Annotated in this window: 20 protein-coding genes; 7 read left to right on the plus strand and 13 right to left on the minus strand. The window is 65.9% G+C overall.

What is annotated here, in order from left to right:
- Nucleotides 1-107: 107 nt before the first annotated feature.
- The 3 genes from prfB to lysS all read left to right on the plus strand — a co-directional run bounded on the left by prfB (nt 108) and on the right by lysS (nt 3,673).
- Nucleotides 108-1,212 (plus strand): peptide chain release factor 2 gene (prfB, locus tag HTY53_RS07290; protein WP_149319307.1). Its coding sequence is split into 2 segments (ribosomal slippage): nt 108-188 and nt 190-1,212, totalling 1,104 coding nucleotides; the frame shifts between segments, so codons are not numbered across the junction.
- A gap of 116 nt (nt 1,213-1,328) precedes the next feature.
- The gene (locus HTY53_RS07295; RefSeq protein ID WP_174105827.1) at nt 1,329-2,099 is read left to right on the plus strand and encodes an SDR family oxidoreductase; all 771 of its coding nucleotides are present in this window, start codon (nt 1,329-1,331) and stop codon (nt 2,097-2,099) included.
- Nucleotides 2,100-2,140: 41 nt separating this feature from the next.
- Entirely contained in the window at nt 2,141-3,673 is a 1,533-nt protein-coding gene (gene lysS, locus HTY53_RS07300) for a lysine--tRNA ligase (protein ID WP_174105828.1), read from the plus strand.
- A gap of 94 nt (nt 3,674-3,767) precedes the next feature.
- Here the strand turns inward: lysS and iscX are convergent, their stop codons facing one another.
- The 11 genes from iscX to uvrB form a co-directional block, all read right to left on the minus strand.
- Nucleotides 3,768-3,962, minus strand: coding sequence for a Fe-S cluster assembly protein IscX (gene iscX / locus HTY53_RS07305; RefSeq protein WP_174105829.1), 195 nt, complete (start codon nt 3,960-3,962; stop codon nt 3,768-3,770).
- 37 nt (nt 3,963-3,999) lie between these two features.
- Nucleotides 4,000-4,338, minus strand: coding sequence for an ISC system 2Fe-2S type ferredoxin (fdx, locus tag HTY53_RS07310; RefSeq protein ID WP_174105830.1), 339 nt, complete (start codon nt 4,336-4,338; stop codon nt 4,000-4,002).
- A gap of 53 nt (nt 4,339-4,391) precedes the next feature.
- On the minus strand, nt 4,392-6,257 hold the full coding sequence (gene hscA, locus HTY53_RS07315; protein ID WP_174105831.1) for a Fe-S protein assembly chaperone HscA: 1,866 nt from the start codon (nt 6,255-6,257) through the stop codon (nt 4,392-4,394).
- Between the two features lie 135 nt (nt 6,258-6,392).
- A complete protein-coding gene (gene hscB, locus HTY53_RS07320; RefSeq protein ID WP_174105832.1) occupies nt 6,393-6,911 on the minus strand; it encodes a Fe-S protein assembly co-chaperone HscB in 519 nt (172 codons plus the stop codon).
- 111 nt (nt 6,912-7,022) lie between these two features.
- Nucleotides 7,023-7,343 (minus strand): iron-sulfur cluster assembly protein IscA, encoded by a 321-nt coding sequence (gene iscA / locus HTY53_RS07325; protein WP_174105833.1) that lies wholly within the window; start codon nt 7,341-7,343, stop codon nt 7,023-7,025.
- A gap of 23 nt (nt 7,344-7,366) precedes the next feature.
- Nucleotides 7,367-7,771, minus strand: a complete 405-nt coding sequence (gene iscU, locus HTY53_RS07330) for a Fe-S cluster assembly scaffold IscU (RefSeq protein WP_174105834.1) — start codon at nt 7,769-7,771, stop codon at nt 7,367-7,369.
- 47 nt (nt 7,772-7,818) lie between these two features.
- Nucleotides 7,819-9,036: an IscS subfamily cysteine desulfurase gene (locus tag HTY53_RS07335; RefSeq protein ID WP_174105835.1), complete on the minus strand. Its 1,218-nt coding sequence runs from the start codon at nt 9,034-9,036 to the stop codon at nt 7,819-7,821.
- Nucleotides 9,037-9,100: 64 nt separating this feature from the next.
- Nucleotides 9,101-9,667, minus strand: a complete 567-nt coding sequence (iscR, locus tag HTY53_RS07340) for a Fe-S cluster assembly transcriptional regulator IscR (protein WP_174105836.1) — start codon at nt 9,665-9,667, stop codon at nt 9,101-9,103.
- 123 nt (nt 9,668-9,790) lie between these two features.
- Nucleotides 9,791-11,962 carry a site-specific recombinase gene (locus HTY53_RS07345; protein WP_174105837.1) on the minus strand — a complete coding sequence of 724 codons (2,172 nt, stop codon included), beginning with the start codon at nt 11,960-11,962 and terminating at the stop codon, nt 9,791-9,793.
- A gap of 97 nt (nt 11,963-12,059) precedes the next feature.
- The gene (locus HTY53_RS07350) at nt 12,060-12,536 is read right to left on the minus strand and encodes a low molecular weight protein-tyrosine-phosphatase (RefSeq protein WP_174105838.1); all 477 of its coding nucleotides are present in this window, start codon (nt 12,534-12,536) and stop codon (nt 12,060-12,062) included.
- A 144-nt stretch (nt 12,537-12,680) separates the two neighbouring features.
- Nucleotides 12,681-14,777, minus strand: a complete 2,097-nt coding sequence (gene uvrB, locus HTY53_RS07355; protein ID WP_174105839.1) for an excinuclease ABC subunit UvrB — start codon at nt 14,775-14,777, stop codon at nt 12,681-12,683.
- Nucleotides 14,778-14,930: 153 nt separating this feature from the next.
- Between uvrB and HTY53_RS07360 the strand changes: the two genes are divergently transcribed.
- Nucleotides 14,931-16,127 carry an amino acid aminotransferase gene (locus HTY53_RS07360; protein WP_174105840.1) on the plus strand — a complete coding sequence of 399 codons (1,197 nt, stop codon included), beginning with the start codon at nt 14,931-14,933 and terminating at the stop codon, nt 16,125-16,127.
- A gap of 353 nt (nt 16,128-16,480) precedes the next feature.
- Nucleotides 16,481-17,722, plus strand: a complete 1,242-nt coding sequence (locus HTY53_RS07365) for a polyhydroxyalkanoate depolymerase (protein ID WP_174105841.1) — start codon at nt 16,481-16,483, stop codon at nt 17,720-17,722.
- Between the two features lie 81 nt (nt 17,723-17,803).
- Here HTY53_RS07365 and HTY53_RS07370 read toward each other — a convergent pair whose 3' ends face one another.
- A complete protein-coding gene (locus tag HTY53_RS07370; RefSeq protein WP_174105842.1) occupies nt 17,804-18,439 on the minus strand; it encodes a TetR family transcriptional regulator in 636 nt (211 codons plus the stop codon).
- A 255-nt stretch (nt 18,440-18,694) separates the two neighbouring features.
- On the opposite strand from HTY53_RS07370, the gene rsxB reads away from it, so the two are divergent.
- Nucleotides 18,695-19,474, plus strand: a complete 780-nt coding sequence (rsxB, locus tag HTY53_RS07375; protein WP_174105890.1) for an electron transport complex subunit RsxB — start codon at nt 18,695-18,697, stop codon at nt 19,472-19,474.
- The gene (gene nth, locus HTY53_RS07380) at nt 19,471-20,115 is read left to right on the plus strand and encodes an endonuclease III (protein WP_174105843.1); all 645 of its coding nucleotides are present in this window, start codon (nt 19,471-19,473) and stop codon (nt 20,113-20,115) included. Before rsxB ends, nth begins: the two co-directional genes overlap by 4 nt.
- A gap of 31 nt (nt 20,116-20,146) precedes the next feature.
- Here nth and HTY53_RS07385 read toward each other — a convergent pair whose 3' ends face one another.
- A complete protein-coding gene (locus tag HTY53_RS07385; RefSeq protein ID WP_174105844.1) occupies nt 20,147-20,734 on the minus strand; it encodes a malonic semialdehyde reductase in 588 nt (195 codons plus the stop codon).
- Nucleotides 20,735-20,764 lie beyond the last annotated feature (30 nt).

Consider the following 20,764-nt stretch of genomic DNA (forward strand, 5'->3'; position numbering starts at 1 on the left):
CAACGGTCGCGAAAGCCGCGCCGGCCGCGCGGCGCATTATCGGCCATCGCGCGGGGAATGCCGCCCCGTTCCGCTATAATTCACGGTTTTCAAAGCGCAAGAACACCATGGAAGCAGAACGCCTCAACGCCATCTCCGGCGCCATCTCCGATCTCCGTTCCCGGACGGAAGATCTACGGGGGTATCTTTGACTACGACGTCAAGGTAGGACGTCTGGCCGAAGTCAACGGCGAACTGGAAGACCCCGAGGTCTGGAACAACCCGAAGCGGGCCCAGGATCTCGGCAAGGAAAAGAAGATGCTCGAAGGCGTGGTCCAGGTACTGGGCAAGCTGACCGAGGATCTGGAAAGCGCGCAGGAGCTCTTCGAGCTGGCGCGTGAAGAAGGCGACGACGACACGCTGGTGTCGATCGAAGAGGACGTCAAGGGCTTCGAGGCGGCCGTCGCCGACATGGAGTTCCGCCGCATGTTCTCCGGCCAGCTCGATCAGGCCAATGCCTTCATCGATATCCAGGCCGGCGCGGGCGGTACCGAAGCGTGCGACTGGGCCTCGATGCTGCTGCGACAGTACCTGAAGTACTGCGAGCGCAAGGGCTTCAAGGCCGAGGTGCTGGAAGAGTCCGAGGGCGACGTCGCCGGCATCAAGAGCGCCACGATCAAGGTCGAAGGCGAATACGCGTTCGGCTACCTGCGCACCGAGACCGGTGTGCACCGGCTGGTGCGCAAGTCGCCGTTCGATTCGTCGGGCGGCCGGCATACCTCGTTCTCGTCGGTGTTCGTCTATCCGGAGGTCGACGACTCGTTCGAGGTCGAGATCAATCCGGCGGACCTGCGCGTCGATACCTATCGCGCCTCGGGCGCGGGCGGCCAGCACATCAACAAGACCGATTCGGCCGTGCGGATCACGCATATCCCGACCGGCATCGTCGTGCAGTGCCAGAACGACCGCTCGCAGCACCGCAACCGCGCCGAGGCGATGTCGATGCTGAAGTCGCGCCTGTACGAGCACGAGATGCGCAAGCGCCAGGCCGAGGCCGACAAGCTCGAATCGACCAAGACCGATGTGGGCTGGGGCCACCAGATCCGCTCGTACGTGCTGGACCAGAGCCGCATCAAGGATCTGCGTACCAACGTCGAAATGTCCAACACGCAGAAGGTGCTGGACGGCGACCTGGACACCTTTATCGAAGCGAGCCTGAAACAGGGCCTGTAAGCGCAGGACCGAGCGTTGCAGCATCAGGAACCAGCAGGACCGGCGCGCACCGCGCCACCGATCCCGCGGCGCGGCCGTGCCGCGGGAACCGACCTCTCTCCGCCAGGGCGACATCCATGACCACAGCCGCATCGACTGACGCATCCCATCTGATCATCGTCACCGGCGCCTCGCGCGGCCTGGGCGCGGCCCTGGTGCGCGCGCTGATGGTGCCGGGCAACCGGCTGGTGTGCGTGGCGCGCAGCCGCAATGCGGAACTGGAGCAGGCGGCGCAGGCCAGCGGCGTGCCGATCGCCTGGCACCTGCAGGACCTGTCGAAACCGGCGCAGGCGGCAAGCTGGCTGGCGAGCGTACTCGACTCCGTCGATGCCCCGACCAGCGCCACGCTGGTGCTGAACGCCGGCGTGATCGAACCGATCGCGCCGATCGCCGAGCTGCAGGAGGCCACGCTGGTGCCGCACCTGATGACCAATCTGGTGTCGCCGATGACGCTGACCGCGGCCTTCCTGGCGCGCACCGAGCGCTTCGGCTGCCCGCGCAAGGTGCTGGCGATTTCGTCCGGCGCCGCACGCCGGCCGATCGAAGGCTGGAGCGCCTACTGCGCCGGCAAGGCGGGGCTCGACATGTTCGTGCGCTCGGTCAATGCCGAGTACGCGTCGGTACCGGCCGAACGCGGCGTGCGCGCCGTGGCGCTGGCGCCGGGCGTGGTCGACACCGGCATGCAGGCCGCCATCCGCGAGGCCGACTTCGCCCAGGTCGAGCGGTTCCGCTCGCTGAAGGCCAACGCGCAGCTGACCAGCCCCGAGGAGGCCGCCGCCCGCATCGCCGCCTACCTGCAGCGCCCGGACTTCGGCAGCACCGAACTCGACGATATCCGCAATACCTGACTTTCCCGCGCGGCCCCCGTGCCCCGCCCTTTGACGACATCATGACCGAACCCACCCGCGCGCCTGCCGAGCAGGCCCCCGCCGTCGACGAAAACAAGATCATTGCCGAACGGCGCGAGAAGCTGCAGGCGCTGCGTCAGCAAGGCGTCGCCTTCCCCAACGACTTCCGCCCGACCCACCAGGCCGCCAGCCTGCACGAGCAGTACGGCGAAGCCGACCAGGCGACGCTCGAAGCCAATCCCGTCGAGGTCGCCGTAGCCGGCCGCATGATGCTCAAGCGCGTGATGGGCAAGGCCAGCTTCGCCACGGTGCAGGACGGCAGTGGCCAGATCCAGTTCTACATCACGCGCGACAAGGTCGGCGAAGAGGTCTACGCCAACTTCAAGCACTGGGACCTGGGCGACATCATCAGCGCCCGCGGCCTGCTGTTCCGCACCAACAAAGGGGAACTGTCGGTGCAGGTGCAGGAGCTGCGCCTGCTGTCGAAGTCGCTGCGGCCGCTGCCGGACAAGTTCCACGGCCTGTCGGACCAGGAGATGAAATACCGCCAGCGCTATGTCGACCTGATCGTGTCACCGGAAACGCGCGCAACCTTCCGTGCGCGCACCGAAGCGATCTCGTCGCTGCGCCGCCATATGGCCGAGGCCGGCTTCATGGAAGTGGAAACGCCGATGCTGCATGCGATTCCCGGCGGCGCCGCGGCCAAGCCCTTCATCACGCACCACAACGCGCTGGACATGCAGATGTTCCTGCGCATCGCGCCCGAGCTCTATCTGAAGCGGCTGATCGTCGGCGGCTTCGAGCGCGTGTTCGAGATCAACCGCAATTTCCGCAACGAAGGGGTCAGCCCGCGCCATAACCCCGAGTTCACGATGATGGAGTTCTACGCGGCCTATACCGATTACCGGTGGCTGATGGACTTCACCGAAGACCTGATCCGCAAGGCGGCGATCGACGCGCGCGGCAGCGCGACGCTGACCTATCAGGGACGCGAGCTCGATCTGGGCAAGCCCTTCCACCGGCTGACGATCACGCAGGCGATCCAGAAGTACGCGCCGCAATACACCGACGCGCAGCTGGCCGATGCCGACTTCCTGCGCACCGAGCTGAAGAAGTTCGGCGTCAACACCAGCGCGCCGCAGTTCCTCAATGCGGGACTTGGCACGCTGCAGCTGGTGTTGTTCGAGGAAACCGCCGAGAGCCAGCTGTGGGAGCCGACCTTCATCGTCGACTATCCGGTCGAGGTCTCGCCGCTGGCGCGGGCCTCCGATACGGTGCCCGGCATCACCGAGCGCTTCGAGCTGTTCATCACCGGCCGCGAGATCGCCAACGGCTTCTCGGAACTGAACGACGCCGAAGATCAGGCCGACAGGTTCCGCAAGCAGGTCGAGCAGAAGGATGCCGGCGACGAGGAGGCGATGTATTTCGACGCCGACTACATCCGCGCGCTGGAATACGGCATGCCCCCGACCGGCGGCTGCGGCATCGGCATCGACCGCCTGGTGATGCTGCTGACCGATAGCCCCAACATCCGCGACGTGATTCTGTTCCCGCACCTGCGGCGGGAAGACTGACGCCACGGCGAGCGATCAAACGAAAAGCGCGCTTCGATGAAGCGCGCTTTTTTTTGTGGCCGCGAGGTCGGCACGGCCGGGCCAGCCATGAGCTTTACTTGGCTTCCTCGATCCACGCGGCCTGGATCGCCTCGAGAATCTTCTCGCCCGAACGCTCGGGCAGGTCATCGAAACCATCGAGCTCCATCACCCAGCGGCGCAGGTCGGTGAAGCGCACGCCCAGCGGATCGACATCGGGGTACTTGTCGTACAGCGCTGCCGCGATGTCGTAGGTGTCGGTCCATTTCATCAGGGTTCTCCAGCTTCTTCTTCGTTCGCGGGCAGCCTCAGTGGCCTTCCTTGGCGTGATTGATCGTGTATTTGGGAATCTCGATGGTCAGGTCTTCGTCGGCGACGATGGCCTGGCAGGACAGCCGGGAATTGGGCTCGAGGCCCCAGGCCTTGTCGAGCAGGTCTTCCTCTTTCTCTTCGGCTTCGTTCAGCGAATTGAAGCCCTCGCGCACCACCACATGGCAGGTGGTGCAGGCGCACGACTTCTCGCAGGCGTGCTCGATCTCGATGTCATGTTCGAGCAGCACGTCGCAGATGCTGGTGCCCTTCTTCGCTTCGATGACGGCGCCTTCGGGGCAGTATTCGGCGTGGGGCAATACGACAATCTGTGGCATAGGGGGTCCTGAATGGGGGTGGCGGGCTTGCGGGTTCCTGCAGCGGGATGCCTTCAGCCGAGTTCCTGCACCTTGCGGCCGGCCAGCGCTTGCTTGATCGAACGGTCCATGCGCCGGGCGGCGAACTCGTCGGTGCCGCGCGACAGCGTTTCGATCGCCGCCTTGATGGCCAGATGGTCGTCGGCGGCGGCGGTGTCGCGCACGCGGGTCATCAATGCCTCGATCTCGGCGCGCTCGTCGTCCGACAGCAGATCGCCGTCGACCTGCAGCGCGCTGCGGGTGGCTTCGAGCAGCCGCTCCGCCTCGACACGCTCCTCGGCCAGCGCGCGGCTCTTCATGTCGTGCTCGGCCTCGCGGAAGCTGTCCTGCAGCATCCGTGCGATATCGTCGTCGGCCAGCCCGTACGACGGCTTGACCGTGATGGCCGCTTCGACGCCGGAATGCAGTTCGCGCGCGGAGACCGACAGCAGGCCGTCCGCGTCGACCTGATAGGTCACGCGGATGCGCGCGGCCCCGGCCACCATCGGCGGAATGCCGCGCAGCTCGAAACGCGCCAGCGAGCGGCAGTCGCTGGCCAACTCGCGTTCGCCCTGCAGCACGTGGATCGCCATCGCGGTCTGGCCATCCTTGAAGGTGGTGAACTCCTGCGCGCGCGCGACCGGAATCGTGCTGTTGCGGGGGATGATCTTCTCGACCAGGCCGCCCATCGTTTCGACGCCCAGCGACAGCGGAATCACGTCGAGCAGCAGCCAGTCGTCGCCGGGGGCATGGTTGCCGGCCAGCAGATTGGCCTGCATTGCCGCGCCCAGCGCGACCACCTTGTCCGGATCGAGATTGGTCAGCGGCGGCTGGCCGAAGAATTCCGCGACCGCCTTGCGGATCGACGGCATGCGCGTGGCGCCGCCGACGAGCACCACGCCTTTGACCTCGTCGGCCGCCACGCCGGCATCGCGCAGGGCCTTGCGCACCGGCGCCAGGGTCTTCTGCACCAGATGCGCGGTCATCTCGCGGAACTGCTCGGCGCTCAGCGGCAGGTGGACGATCTCGCCGGTAGTCAGCACTGCGTCGATCACCGTGCTCTCGGCTTCCGACAGCGCTTCCTTGGCGGCGCGCGCACGCACCATCAGCAGGCGGGTGTCCTCGGCGGACAGCGGCTGCAGCCCGGCCTGCTCGACGATCCAGCAGACCAGGCGCTGGTCGAAGTCGTCGCCGCCCAGCGCGGAATCGCCGCCGGTCGCCATCACCTCGAAGACACCCTTGGTCAGCTTCAGCACCGAGATATCGAAGGTGCCGCCGCCCAGGTCGTAGACCGCGTAGATGCCTTCCGAGGCGTTGTCGAGTCCGTAAGCGATCGCCGCCGCGGTCGGCTCGTTCAACAGGCGCAGCACTTCGAGGCCGGCCAGACGCGCCGCGTCCTTGGTCGCCTGACGCTGCGCGTCGTCGAAATAGGCCGGCACCGTGATCACCGCGCCCACCAGATCGTCGCCCAGCGCATCCTCGGCGCGCTGGCGCAGCGTGGCGAGAATCTCCGCGGACACCTCGACCGGGCTCTTGATGCCGGCCACGGTCTTGATCTGCAGCATGCCCGGCGCGTCGACGAAGTCGTAGGGGCTGTGTTCGATATGGGCGACGTCATGCAAGCCGCGGCCCATGAAGCGCTTGACCGAAACGATGGTGTTCTTGGGGTCGCGCACCGCCTCTTCCTGGGCGCGATAGCCGATCTGCGCGGTCTTGTTCGGCAGATAGCGCACCACCGACGGCAGCAGCGTGCGGCCGCTCTCGTCGGCCAGCACCTCGGGAATGCTGTTGCGAACGGCCGCCACCAGCGAATTGGTGGTGCCGAGGTCGATACCGACCGCAAGCCGTCGCTGGTGGGGCGCCGGCGACATGCCGGGTTCGGAAATCTGAAGCAGTGCCATGGTCAATGTTCTGTTGTCGGGTGGGCCGGAGCGCTCGTCGCGCGATGGTTGCGCATGGTCGCAAAATGCGCCGCTGGAACACCCGCTTTGCCGGGGCGCCATTGTGTCATGGCCCCCGCGATGGTGCCCGCCGCGCTAGCTTTCGAGGCGGTCGATCGCCTCGCTGGCGTCGTGCTCGATCTTCTCCACGAACATCAGCTGGCGCGCCGCGGCCGCCGCGGCCTCGTCGTCGCCGGCATCGAGCAGGTCGCCGAGCGCGGCCTGGCGTTCGCGCTTTTCCTGCCGCAGCGATTGCAGCAGCGCGTCGAGCGCCGCGGCGTCGCGCTGCTGTGCCGCCTCCTGCAGCGCCTCGCGCCATTCCATCTGCTGCATCAGGAAAGCCGGCGCCATCGCCGTATTGTTCTCGGCCTGGATATCGATGCCGCGCAGCGACAGCAGATAGATCGCCCGCTTGAGCGGCTGGCGCAAGGTCCGATACGCCTCGTTGGCATGCGCGGCCCATTGCATCGCGACGCGGCGCTCGGCGTCGCCGGCATGGGCGAAGCGATCGGGATGCGCCTGCGATTGCACCGTGCGGTAGGCGGCGTCGAGCGCGGCCTCGTCGACGGTGAAGCGGGCCGGCAGCCCGAACAGCGCGAAGTAATCGTCTTTCAAGGTAGTCCTGCTGGAAGGCTATGGCGAAGAAGGCGGCGGCGCTGCGATGCGTCGCCGCCCTGCCCGGCTCTCTCCCGTCGTCGGGAGAGGAAAACGCTCAGGCCGCCGGCCTTACACGCGGAACGATTCGCCGCACCCGCACTCGTCCTTGACGTTCGGGTTGTTGAAGCGGAAGCCTTCGTTCAACCCCTCGCGAGCGAAGTCGAGCTCGGTGCCGTCGATATAGGGCAGGCTCTTGGGATCGACCACCACCTTGACGCCGTGCGACTCGAACACCTGGTCTTCCGGATGCAGCTCGTCGACATACTCGAGCTTGTACGCCAGGCCGGAACAGCCGGTCGTCTTGACGCCGAGCCGCAGGCCGATGCCCTTGCCCCGGCGGTCCAGATAGCGCGAAACGTGCTTCGCGGCTTTTTCGGTCAATGTGATCATCGCTACCACTTCCCTTCGATCGCTCAGGCGGCCTGTTGCGTCTGGGCGCCCGCGTGCTTCTTCTTGTAGTCCTCGACTGCGGCCTTGATCGCGTCTTCGGCCAGGATCGAGCAGTGAATCTTCACCGGCGGCAGCGCCAGTTCCTCGGCGATCTGGGTGTTCTTGATCTCCAGCGCCTGGTCGACGGTCTTGCCCTTGACCCACTCGGTCACCAGCGACGACGAGGCGATCGCCGAGCCGCAACCGTAGGTCTTGAACTTGGCGTCCTCGATCACGCCTTGCTCGTTGACCTTGATCTGCAGCTTCATCACGTCGCCGCAGGCGGGCGCACCGACCATGCCGGTACCGACGGCCTCGTCGTTCTTGTCGAACGAGCCGACATTGCGGGGGTTTTCGTAGTGGTCGAGTACCTTGTTGCTGTAGGACATTTGGCTACCTCTGTGACGTAACTTTTATGGGGTCGGAAGGCCAGCGTTCAATGCGCCGCCCATTGAATCGAATTCAGGTCCACGCCGTCCTTGTACATCTCCCACAGCGGGGACAGGTCGCGCAGCTTGCCGATCTTGCTCTTCAACAGTTCGACCGTGTAATCGATCTCCTGTTCGGTGGTGAAGCGACCGACGGTGAAGCGGATCGAGCTGTGGGCCAGCTCGTCGTTGCGGCCCAGCGCGCGCAGCACGTAGGACGGCTCCAGCGAGGCCGAGGTGCAGGCCGAGCCCGACGACACCGCGACATCCTTGATCGCCATGATCAGCGACTCGCCTTCGACGAAGTTGAAGCTGACGTTCAGGTTGTGCGGCACGCGGCGCTCGAAATCGCCGTTCAGATAGACCTCTTCCATGCCCGACAGGCCGTTCCACAGGCGGTCGCGCAGCATGCGGATGCGCTCGTTCTCGGTCGCCATTTCCTCGCGGGCGATGCGGAAGGCTTCACCCATGCCGACGATCTGGTGCGTGGCCAGCGTGCCCGAACGCATGCCGCGCTCGTGGCCGCCGCCGTGCATCTGCGCTTCGATGCGCACGCGCGGCTTGCGGCGGACGTACAGCGCGCCGATGCCCTTCGGGCCATAGGTCTTGTGGGCGGAGAACGACATCAGGTCGACCTTCAGCTTCGACAGATCGATCTCGACCTTGCCGGTGGCCTGGGCGGCGTCGCAGTGGAAGATGATGCCCTTCTCGCGGCAGATCTCGCCGATCTGCTCGATGTCCTGGATCACGCCGATCTCGTTGTTGACCAGCATCACCGAAACCAGGATGGTGTCCGGGCGCAGCGCCTGCTTGAACACCTCGATGTCGATCAGGCCGTTTTCCTGCACGTCCAGATAGGTCACCTCGAAACCCTGGCGTTCCAGCTCGCGCGTGGTGTCGAGTACCGCCTTGTGCTCGGTCTTGACCGTGATGATGTGCTTGCCCTTGCCCGAATAGAAATTGGCCGCGCCCTTGATCGCGAGGTTGTCGGACTCGGTTGCGCCCGAGGTCCAGACGATCTCGCGCGGATCGGCGCCGACCAGCGCGGCGACCTGTTCGCGCGCTTCCTCGACGGCCTTCTCGGCTTGCCAGCCATACGCGTGGCTGCGCGACGCGGGATTGCCGAACTGCTCGCGCAGATACGGAATCATCTTGTCCGCCACGCGCGGGTCCACCGGCGTGGTGGCCGAATAATCCATGTAGATCGGGAAATGTGGGGTGCTCATCGTTGTCACTGCCTTGTTTTGACTGCCGGGTGGGACACTGTACGTCGCCTGGCTGCTGTCCCGATCAGGACTGCGCCAGGCTGAAAACCGAATTCACCATCTTGGGCCGGGCGGGCTTGTCCGCCTTTTCCGCCGCGCCGGCTTGCGGCCGGGCCGCCGGTGCCGGCTGGCGGGCGCTGCCGTCCTCGCGCATGTCGCGCAGCACGCCGGGCTGGCGGGCGCGCTGCTGGTCGACCAGATCCTTCAGCGAGACCGAGTCCAGATACTCGACCATCTTCTGGTTCAGGGTCGCCCACAGTTCGTGGGTCATGCAGCGGCCGGTATTCTCGTCGCCATTGCAATTGCCCTTGCCGCCGCACTGGGTGGCATCGAGCGGTTCATCCACCGCGATGATGATGTCGGCCACCGTCACGTCCTCGGACTTGCGCGCCAGGCTGTAGCCGCCGCCCGGGCCGCGCACGCTCTCGACGATCTGATGCCGGCGCAGCTTGGCGAACAACTGTTCCAGGTAGGACAGCGAGATCTTCTGGCGCTGGCTGATGCCGGCCAGCGTCACCGGACCCTGGTCCTGGCGCATGGCCAGGTCGATCATGGCGGTCACCGCGAAGCGGCCTTTGGTCGTCAATCTCATGATTGCGGGGGTAATACCTGATGAATTTCGTCAAGTATAAATTTCCCGACTAAATCAGTCAACTACCCCATGTCACTTTGACGCCAGATGATGCAGTGACGGCGACGTCATCCAGCCGCCCGCCTAAGCCTGGCGGGGCCCAGCAGCCCCCGGCGCCTGGCGCGGCGGCACAATCAGCGAGAGCGGATCACGCAGGATGCGCGCCCGCACCGCGGCGCTCAGCGCCCGGCGGTCGACGCGGCGCAGATTGCGCGAGCGCAGCGCCATATGGAAGGCCAGCGCGAAGCTGACCGCCACGTTCAGCAGCCCCATCAGCGCGATGCCCGCCACCGCGAGCCACAACGCCGGCATCCGCAGCGCATCGACGCCCAGCACGCCGATCGCGGTGCCGACCGACCCCGTCGACAGCGTCACGTGGCGCACCTCCATATGCGGGCCGAAGAAGCTCAGGATCTCGGGCCCCAGGCCGAGCAGGAAGCCGAGCGAGACATTGCCCGCGATGCCGGACAGATTCCGCTTCCAGAAATCGGCGACGCGCATCGCCCCGCGCTCTCCCAACACGTAGCGCAGCCGGCGGTGGTAGGCCAGCACGTCGTGCATCCGGTGCAGCGCGAACCAGTTGTCCGCCCAGCCGGCGATCAGGCTCGACACCCACAGCAGCACGCCGGTGAAGATCGCGTACAGCGGCGTCGGCCCGAGGATCGAGAACGACTCGATGGTGGCGATCGCCTTGTCCGGCGTGATCAGGTTGACCGACAGCAGCTTGCCGGCCAGCCACTGGATTGCCAGCGCCACCGGAAAGACCACCGCCAGATTGCCGACGATGGCCGCCGCGTTCGAGCGGATCATCGCGATGGTGTCCTCGACGAAGGCCTCCCTGCCTTCCGGCCGCCCCACCGCGTCGAGCCGGTGCGCCAGCGCCGGGCCCGTCATCGCCGGCTGCTTGGTCGCCAACGTGAAATGAGCGAAGTGGATCGCGAGAAAGCTCCCGGCATAGTTCAGCGAGGCCAGCAGCCCTTCGATGAACTTGTCCAGATGCAGGCCGTAGATCAGGAATTTCAGGTAGACGGTGCCCACGGTGATCAGGCCCCCACCGGCGGCCGCGCGCACCAGCTCCCCGTATTCCTTGCGATCGCGCGTGATGTAGTGCTCGCCGGTCTCGGCGGAACGCTCGACCACCTTGCGCGCCAGCTGCGAGAAGGACTCGGCCGCCAGATGCTTGACGCTGCGGCGCGCCTGTGTCGTGCGGATCAGCTCGCCGGCCAGCTGCGCCACCTTGCCGCGGCGGGCAGGATCGACCCAGGCGGCCAGCAGCAAGTCGATGCGGGCGAGCCGCACCTTCATTCGCTCGATCTGGAACACGACTTCGACCGAGACGCCGTTCTGCTCCAGATCCGCGTAGACATGGCGGGCGGCGTCGTGACAGCCGTCGAGCAGCGCGCGGCAGTAGTTCAGCCGGTGCAGGAAGACTTCGCTGTCGTGCGCCAGCCCCTCCTCGCACAGCGCGGCGACGGCCGGGCCGAGGCGGAAGAACGGCGTATCGTCGACCCGTCCCGGCAGGCGCGCGCGGATCGACTGACTCAGGCCGGTGGCACGCACCTGGCTGGCCAGCACCTGGATGCTGCTCGCCAGCGTACGCGCGAAATCGTCCCGGTAGCGCGCGTGCAGCGCCTGGCCCGCCGCCGACGCGGCGTGGGCGGCTAGCTCGTTGTCGACGGAGCGGCCGCCATCGTCGCCGCCGCCTTCGCGTGCCGGTTCGCCGCCCTCCTCCGGCGCGAACATCAGCAGCGCACCAAGGCGATCGAGCAGTTCGCCATCGAGCGCGGCGACCCAGTCGGCATCGTGCTCGCCGACGAACAGCAGCGCGAACAGATCGGCCATATCGCCGCGATTCGGCGGCGGCGACAGAAAGCGCGCCTGCAGCCGGTCCATCATCTCGCCCCAGAAGCCCGGATGCGAAGCGACGCCGGTGTCGCAGAACAGGCCGGTCGGGTCGTTGTCGCGCACGATCGACCGGACCGTGCGGGCAAAGCGCGCGGCCAGTTCCGGATTGCGTTCGAGCACCTGCAGCAGATAGCGCAGCCGGACATGCTCGCGCCAGGTGGTGTCCTGACCGGCCAGTTCGGCCGCATCCGTGGCCGGCAGGCCGTCACGGCGCAGCCAGTAGCCCAGCTCGATCAGCCAGCCGTTGCGCTCGGCCAGCGTGCCGTCCGGATTGGCGGCGGACAGGATGGCGTCCAGTTGCAGGCTGGCATTGCGCGACTCGCGCCATTTGCGAAGCAGGGATCGAAACATCGGGAAAGAGAGAAAGGCTGGCGCGAATCAGGCGCGAATCAGGCAGGACGCAGGCGGGTGGGCAAGCAGGCGGAGGGGCCGCGGCGCGGCCCGGCAGTCATTGCCGCTGGCGCAGCATCGTGACGATGCCGTCGCAGGCGTCCTCGACGTAATCGAGCACGCGCTCGAAGCCATCGCCTTCGCCGTAGTAGGGATCGGGCACCTCGTCGGCGTCGTGCCGGGTGGCGAAGTGCATCAGCAGCTTCACCTTGTGGCGATGCTCGGGCGGGCACAGCGCCTGCAGGCGCGCGAGGTTGTCGCGGTCCATCGCCAGCACCAGGTCGAAGCGGGCGAAGTCCTCGACCGCCGCCAGCCGCGCCCGTTGCCCGGCCAGATCGTAGCCGCGGGCCAGCGCATGCTGCTGGGCCCGGCGGTCCGGCGCATGGCCGAGATGGTAGCTGTGGGTACCGGCCGAATCGACCTCGACCGCATCGGCCAGCCCGGCCTGCGCGAGCTTGGCGCGCAGCACGCCTTCCGCGGTCGGCGAGCGGCAGATATTTCCCATGCAGCACATCAAAATGGCAAAGCGTTTCATCGTTCGGATCGTACGGGTCGATGTGTGGCCCCGGTCTGCTGGGCCGAGGTCGACATCCGTTTCGGCATCAAAAAGGAGCCCAAAGGGGGCGAAAAGGGAGCCGATTTTAACTCTGTGCGGGCCGCCGACACCGCCGCTCCCGGCTCAGGCCGGCAGCGCCCCGCCCTCGCCCGCCGCGCCGAACACCTGCTGCTTGAGCTTGCTGAGCTGGTCCCGGACCTGCGCGGCCTGCTCGAACTCCAGGTTCTTCGCATGGTCGAGCATCTTCTTCTCGAGCCGCTTGATCTCCTTGGCGACCTGCTTCTCGCTCATGTCCTCGTAGCGGGCACGCTCCTCGGCGGCCATCAGCTCGGCCTTGACCTCGTTCGGATCGTAGACGCCGTCGATGATGTCCTTGATCCGCTTGACCACGCCGCGCGGCGTGATGCCGTTGGCGGTATTGAAGGCGATCTGCTTGTTGCGGCGGCGCTCGGTTTCGTCGATCGCCTTGCGCATCGAATCGGTGATGCGGTCGGCGTACAGGATCGCGGTGCCGTTGACGTTGCGCGCGGCGCGGCCGATGGTCTGGATCAGCGAGCGCTCGGCGCGCAGGAAGCCTTCCTTGTCCGCATCGAGGATCGCCACCAGCGACACCTCGGGAATATCGAGGCCCTCGCGCAGCAGATTGATGCCGACCAGCACGTCGAAGGCGCCCAGGCGCAGGTCGCGGATGATCTCGACCCGTTCGACGGTATCGATGTCCGAATGCAGGTAGCGCACCTTGATGCCGTTCTCGGACAGGAATTCGGTCAGCTGCTCGGCCATCCGCTTGGTCAGCGTGGTGACCAGCACCCGCTCGCCCGCCTGGATCCGCAGATGGATCTCGGACAGCAGATCGTCGACCTGGGTCGCCGCCGGCCGCACGGTAATGATCGGATCGACCAGGCCGGTGGGCCGCACCACCTGCTCGACCACCTGACCGGCATGGTTGCGCTCGTAGTCGGCGGGCGTGGCGGTGACGAACACCGCCTGGCGCATCTTGCGCTCGAACTCCTCGAACTTCAGGGGACGGTTGTCCATCGCGGACGGCAGTCGGAAGCCGTATTCGACCAGCGTGGTCTTGCGCGAGCGGTCGCCGTTGTACATCGCGTTGAGCTGGCCGATCAGCACGTGCGATTCGTCCAGGAACATCAGCGCGTCGGGCGGCAGATAGTCGACCAGCGTCGGCGGCGGGTCGCCGGGGCGCGCGCCCGACAGATGGCGCGAATAGTTCTCGATGCCCTTGCAGAAGCCCAGCTCGGCCAGCATTTCGAGATCGAAGCGCGTGCGCTGCTCCAGCCGCTGCGCCTCGACCAGCTTGTTTTCCTTGTAGAAGAAATCGAGCCGCTCGCGCAGCTCCGCCTTGATCGCCTCGATCGCGCGCAGCACGGTCTCGCGCGGCGTCACGTAATGGCTCGACGGATAGACCGTGAAGCGCGGGATCTTCTGCCGCACCTTGCCGGTCAGCGGATCGAAATACTGCAGCGACTCGATCTCGTCGTCGAACAATTCGACGCGCACGGCCACCTCGGCGTGTTCCGCCGGGAAGATGTCGACGGTGTCGCCGCGCACGCGGAAGGTGCCGCGCTGGAAGTCCGTGTCGTTGCGGGTGTACTGCATCGCGATCAGCCGCCCGATCACGTCGCGCTGGCTGATGCGGTCGCCGGCCCGCAGAGTCAGAATCATCTGATGGTATTCATTCGGGTTGCCAATACCATAGATCGCTGACACCGTGGCCACGATGATCGTGTCGCGGCGCTCCAGCAGGCTCTTGGTCGCCGACAGCCGCATCTGCTCGATATGCTCGTTGATCGACGAGTCCTTCTCGATGAACAGATCGCGCTGCGGAACGTAGGCCTCCGGCTGGTAGTAGTCGTAGTAGCTGACGAAGTACTCGACCGCATTGCGCGGAAAGAACTCGCGGAATTCGGAGTACAGCTGGGCGGCCAGCGTCTTGTTCGGGGCAAACACGATGGCCGGCCGGCCCATCCTGGCGATCACATTGGCCATCGTGAAGGTCTTGCCGGAGCCGGTCACGCCGAGCAGGGTCTGGAAGGACAGGCCGTCCTCGATGCCTTCCACCAGCTGGCGGATCGCCTCGGGCTGGTCGCCGGCCGGCGGATAGGGCTGATACAGCTGAAATGGCGAGCCGGGGAAAGTGACGAACTTGTCCTCGTCCAGGGTATGCGCGGCATCCGCGAGAGGCACGGCGAGATTCGACATAGACAGGCAGAAAACCTTTGGAATACGGGCGGATACGCTAGAATCTCGGGGTTGCGCGGTCCGTTTCAAGGCGGACCCGCCGCACGCCCCCAGCGCAGTCCGAGCATTCTACGCCTTCCCGTTTTGTTACATAGCTGACCACGAGAATCCCAAATGAGTTTGTTTTCTGCCGTCGAGATGGCCCCGCGCGACCCCATCCTGGGCCTGAATGAAGCGTTCAACGCCGACACCCGTGCCAACAAGGTCAATCTGGGCGTGGGCGTGTACTTCACCGACGAAGGGAAGATTCCGCTGCTGCGCGCGGTGCAGGAAGCCGAGAAGGCGCGCCTGACGACGGCCACGCCGCGCGGCTACCTGCCGATCGAGGGCATCGCGGCCTACGACCAGGCGGTACAGACGCTGCTGTTCGGCAAGAACTCGCCGCTGATCACCGAAGGCCGTGTCGTGACGGCTCAAGCACTCGGCGGCACTGGCGCGCTGAAGATCGGCGCAGACTTCCTGAAGCGCCTGTATCCGGACGCCAAGGTCGCGATCAGCGATCCGAGCTGGGAGAACCACCGCGCGCTGTTCGAAGCCGCCGGTTTCCCCGTGGTCAACTATGCCTATTACGACGCCCCGAGCCACGGCCTGAATTTCGCCGGCATGGTGGAGTCGCTGAAGTCGTATCCCGCCAACACCATCGTGGTGCTGCACGCCTGCTGCCACAATCCGACCGGCGTCGATCTGTCGCCCGAGCAATGGCAGCAGGTGGTCGGCCTGATCAAGGAACGGAACCTGATCCCCTTCCTGGACATGGCCTACCAGGGCTTCGCCGACGGCATCGACCAGGACGGCGCCGCCGTGCGTCTGTTCGCCGAGTCGGGCCTGCCCTTCTTCGTCTCGAGCTCGTTCTCGAAGAGCTTCTCGCTGTATGGGGAACGCGTCGGCGCGCTGTCGATCGTCACCACCAGCAAGGACGAGGCCCAGCGCGTGATGTCGCAGGTCAAGCGCGTGATCCGCACGAACTACTCGAACCCGCCGACGCACGGCGGCACCGTGGTCGCCACCGTGCTGAACAGCCCGGAACTGCGTGCCATGTGGGAAGACGAGTTGGCCGAAATGCGCGACCGCATCAAGCAGATGCGCCACGCGCTGGTCGACAAGCTGGCCGCCAAGGGCGTGTCGCGCGACTTCTCGTTCGTCAAGGCACAGCGCGGCATGTTCTCGTACTCGGGCCTGACCACCGAACAGGTCGAGCGCCTGAAGTCGGAGCACGGCATCTACGCGGTCGGCACCGGCCGCATCTGCGTGGCGGCGCTCAATAGCCGCAACATCGACGCCGTGGTCGACGCCATCGCGGCCGTGCTGTAAGCGCAAGCGTCCGGACGCATCCCGACGCCAGCGGGCCCGTCGACGATGGGCCCGCGTCGTTTCCGGCGGCCGTTCCCGCCGCTTGACCCGCCGGTCGCCCCTCCCCGCTGATGCGCGAACTGCGACACGCGCCTTTGTGCGGTGCACTGCACCCCTACCGCTCAGTCTGTCGGTGTAGTCCAACACCGCGCCAGAATTACAGCCATTGTCCTATTGAGTTCCACTCACGCCGGCATACCTTTAGGTATATGCTGCGTTGCAAGATTGTGCGTACGGTCGTTCGCAAAACGAGCGGGTTGAGCGCATAATCCGCCACAGCAGAAAACCCGATATCGAAAGGCAGGTGTTCGGCAATGCTTTACCAACTGCATGAATTTCAGCGCTCGATCCTGAACCCGCTGACCGCGTGGGCCCAGGCGACGGCCAAGACGTTTACCAACCCCTTGAGCCCGCTGTCGCTGGTGCCAGGGGCCACCCGGCTGGCCGCGGGCTATGAGCTGCTGTATCGGCTCGGCAAGGAGTACGAGAAGCCCGCCTTCGACATCAAGTCCGTGCGCTCCAACGGCCGCGACATTCCGATCGTCGAACAGACGATCATGGAAAAGCCGTTCTGCAAGCTGATCCGCTTCAAGCGCTATGCCGACGATCCCGAGACCATCAAGTTGCTGAAGGACGAACCGTCGGTGCTGGTCTGCGCGCCGCTGTCCGGCCACCACGCGACGCTGCTGCGCGACACGGTGCGCACACTGTTGCAGGACCACAAGGTCTATGTGACCGACTGGGTCGACGCACGCATGGTGCCGGTCGAGGACGGTCCCTTCCATCTGGCCGACTACATCCGCTACATCCAGGAATTCATCCGTCATCTCGGCGCGGAGAATCTGCACGTCGTTTCGGTCTGCCAGCCCACGGTGCCCGTGCTGGCCGCGATCTCGCTGATGGCCTCGGCCGGCGAGAAGACGCCCCGGACCATGACGATGATGGGCGGTCCGATCGACGCGCGCAAAAGCCCGACCGCGGTCAACTCGCTGGCGACCAACAAGTCGTACGAGTGGTTCGAGAACAACGTCATCTACACGGTGCCGGCCAACTATCCCGGCCACGGCCGTCGCGTCTACCCGGGCTTCCTGCAGCATGCCGGCTTTGTCGCGATGAATCCGGATCGCCATCTGTCCTCGCATTACGACTACTACCTGAGCCTGATCGAGGGCGATGCCGACGACGCCGAGGCGCATGTGCGCTTCTACGACGAGTACAACGCCGTGCTGGACATGGCCGCCGAGTACTACCTGGACACCATCCGCGAAGTCTTCCAGGAATTCCGGCTGGCCAATGGCACCTGGGAGATCCAGGGCGAGCCGGTACGGCCGCAGGACATCAAGCACACCGCGCTGATGACGATCGAGGGCGAGCTCGACGACATCTCGGGCGCCGGCCAGACCGCCGCCGCGCACGATCTGTGCGCGGGCATTCCGAAGACCCGCAAGCAGCATCTGACCGCGCCCCGGTGCGGGCACTACGGTATCTTCTCCGGCCGCCGCTGGCGCGAAACGATCTATCCGGAACTGCGCGACTTCATCCGCAAATATCGCTGAGCCGCTGCCCGCCCACGGCGAAGCGCCAATGACAAACGGGACCGCGATGCGGTCCCGTCTTGTTTTCCGGTCGGATCTGCTCTAGCGACGCGCCAGATACGCCAGCAGCATGTCCGTGTGCAGCTGCGCGAAACGCTCGTGCTCGTCCTGCGAGGCCACGTCGCGGCCGATCACTGCGCTGATCGTGTAACGGTTCGACAGCACGTAGTAGCCCAGCGCCGAGATCGTCAGATAGAGCTGCGGCACATCGACGCCTTCGCGAAACACGCCCTGCCGCTGACCGCGACGCACGATCTCGGCGAGCACGTCGACCACCGGGTTGACCAGATCGTGCAGCTGCGTGGATTTCTTCAGGTGCCGCGCCTCGTGCAGGTTCTCGCTGTTGACCAGGCGGATGAATTCGGGATGCTGGTAGTACCAGTCCCAGACGAAACGGGCCAGCTTGCGGACCGCGGCGACCGGGTCCTCGTCGCCGATCTGCAGGCGCTCCTCGGCCGCGCGAAACTGCGCATACTGCCGTTCGAGCACTGCGAGAAACAGCCCTTCCTTGCTCCCGTAGTAGTAGTACAGCATGCGCTCGTTGGTCTCGGCGCGGCGGGCGATCTGGTCGACGCGCGCGCCGGCCAGGCCGCCCTTGGCGAACTCCTCGGTGGCCGCATCCATGATGCGACGACGGGTTCCTTCGGGGTCGCGTTTCGTCTTGGTGGCGTTCGACATGCGTGGTCGGGATCGATTTTGTGGGTTATGGCATGGCGCAAGTGCGCCACTGGCGCCTGCCAGCCGGGTTCATCAACGCTGCGCCCTGGCAAAGCGCGCATCTTCGTGGTTTCTGCGGCGCGGCGAAATCGGGGATAATCCTTGCCGCGTCAGCCGCACCGTACGGCTGCACCTTGTGTTACCCCGCATCGTTTTCCTGTTTTCGTGACCGCTTCCGCCGCCGATACCGCTTCCGCTTCCCCCGCCGATGTCCGCCTGGACGCCGCTTTGGACGCCCGTGCCGACCGCCTCGAAGCCCTGCTGCCTCAGACGCAATGCACCAAGTGCGGCTTTCAGGGATGCCGACCTTATGCCGAAGCCATGGCGCGTGGTGAAGCGGATTGCAACCGCTGTCCGCCTGGCGGGGCCGAAGGCATCCGGCGTCTGGCGGCCGAACTCGGGGTCGCGCCGTTGCCGCTCGATCCGACGCACGGCACCGAACAGCCGCGCGCGGTGGCGCGCATCGACGAAACGCTGTGCATCGGCTGCACGCTGTGCATTCAGGCTTGCCCGGTCGACGCGATCGTCGGCGCCGCCAAGCAGATGCACACCGTGCTGCCGGACTGGTGCACCGGCTGCGACCTGTGCGTGGCGCCCTGCCCGGTCGACTGCATCGCGATGATTCCGGTCACCGGCGAGCGCACCGGCTGGGACGCCTGGTCGCAGCCGCAGGCCGATCAGGCCCGGTCCCGCTATCTGTCGCGCAAGCAGCGGCTGGTGCGCGAGCGCGAGGAAAACGAAGCGCGTCTTGCGGCCAAGGCCGCCGCGAAGCTGGAAGCGCTGCGCCAGGAAGCCGCCTCGTCCGAGGCCGAACGCCAGGCGCAGGAACGCAAGAAGGCCATCATCCAGGCGGCCATCGAACGCGCACGCCTGAAGCGGCAGGCTGCCCAGCCGCTCAACGCCGCAGCGGCCGATCCGGTTGACCGTCCCGACGCCGCGCCGGCTGCCGCCGCGCCCGATCACCCTGCTCCCTCCGACACCAAGCGACCACAATGAACGCCGCCAAGTGCCGCGCGCTGTTTGAAACGCTCAGAGAAACCAACCCGTCGCCCACCACCGAACTCGAGTACAGCTCGCCGTTCGAACTGCTGATCGCCGTGCTGCTGTCGGCGCAGGCCACCGATGTCGGCGTCAACAAGGCCACCCGCAAGCTGTTCGCGGTCGCCAACACGCCGCAGAAGATCCTGGCGCTGGGCGAGTCCGGCCTGATCGAATACATCAAGACCATCGGCCTGTACAAGACCAAGGCCAAGCATGTGATCGAGACCTGCCGCATCCTGGCCGAGCGTTACAACGGCAAGGTGCCGGCCGATCGCGAGGCGCTGGAAGGGCTGCCGGGGGTCGGCCGCAAGACCGCCAACGTGGTGCTCAACACCGCCTTCGGCCATCCGACCGTCGCGGTCGACACGCATATCTTCCGCGTCAGCAACCGCACCGGACTCGCGCCCGGCAAGACCGTGCAGGCCGTCGAGATGAAGCTGCTGGAAGTCGTGCCCGACGAATTCCTGCACGACGCGCACCACTGGCTGATCCTGCACGGCCGCTATGTCTGCAAGGCGCGCAAGCCCGAATGCTGGCATTGCGCGATCGAGACGTTGTGCGAATACCCGGACAAGACGCTGCCGCCGCGCCTGTAAGCGCGCGCCGGCATCGAGTCCGATCGCACCGTCAGACGATGCGGCAGGCCTCGTCGAAGCTCAGGCGCGGATTGCGCGGGAACAGCTTGTCAGCGTCGCCGTAGCCCAGATTGATCAGGAAGTTGACCGACCACTTGCCGTCCGGGAAGAAGGCGGCATTGACCTTGTCCGCATCGAAGCCGCCCATCGGGCCGCAATCGAGGCCGAGCGCGCGCGCCGCCAGAATCAGATAGGCGCCCTGCAGCGAGCTGTTGACCAACGCGTCGCGAGCGATCTTCTGCGGCTGGCCGGCATACCAGGAACGGGCATCCGCATGCGGAAACAGCTTGGGCAGTTGCTCGTGGAATTCGGTATCGAAGGCGACGATCGCGGTCACCGGGGCCGAGCGGGTCTTGTCGACATTGCCCGGGGACACGCATGCCACCAGCTTCTCCTTCTGCGCCGCGGTCTTGACGAAGACGATGCGGGCCGGCGTGCTGTTGGCGGCGGTAGGACCGAACTTCATCGTCTCGTACAGCTGGTGCAGCACGGCGTCATCGATCTGCCGGTCCTGCCAGACGTTATGCGTGCGGGCTTCGGTGAACAGCTGGGCGATGGCGGCCTGGTCGAGCGGTTGCATGCGGATTCCTCGGGGAAGTATGGGAAAGGG

The sequence above is a fragment of the Cupriavidus gilardii genome (assembly GCF_013314895.1).
GTDB lineage: Bacteria > Pseudomonadota > Gammaproteobacteria > Burkholderiales > Burkholderiaceae > Cupriavidus > Cupriavidus gilardii_C.